Source organism: Leucobacter musarum subsp. musarum (assembly GCF_001273845.1).
Lineage (GTDB): Bacteria > Actinomycetota > Actinomycetes > Actinomycetales > Microbacteriaceae > Leucobacter > Leucobacter musarum.
Genome location: NZ_JHBW01000081.1, coordinates 1 through 319, shown reverse-complemented (window position 1 = coordinate 319; position 319 = coordinate 1). Strand labels below are relative to the sequence as shown.

At 63.9% G+C, this 319-nt stretch carries 1 protein-coding gene; it reads left to right on the top strand.

From position 1 onward, the window contains the following. Window positions 1–129: 129 nt before the first annotated feature. A partial coding sequence (locus CH42_RS08205) for a MerR family DNA-binding transcriptional regulator (protein ID WP_156322519.1) occupies window positions 130–319 on the top strand: 190 nt, incomplete at its 3' end.

Sequence of the window (319 nt, the reverse complement as noted above, 5' to 3'; positions counted from 1 at the left end):
CCCTGGTGCTGTCCCAACCCCTTCCCTGACGCACGGGTCGGTCTCTCATTCGGACGGTACGCCTGTTTTCTTGTGAAGTCAACGCTCGCCCGGTTCCATCTCCGCAGATGCGGATCTAGACTGCGTATCATGACGCATTACCGGATCAGCGAGGCCGCCGCTCTGATCGGAGTGAGCGATGACACCATCCGCAGATGGGCTGCGGATGGGATCCTGAAATCCTCCGTCGACGCCTCCGGCCGCCAGGTGGTATCGGGGCGATCCCTCGCCGCAAGAGCCCTCGCGATCGCCCCGGCGGCGCACGAGGATTCCTCTGTGC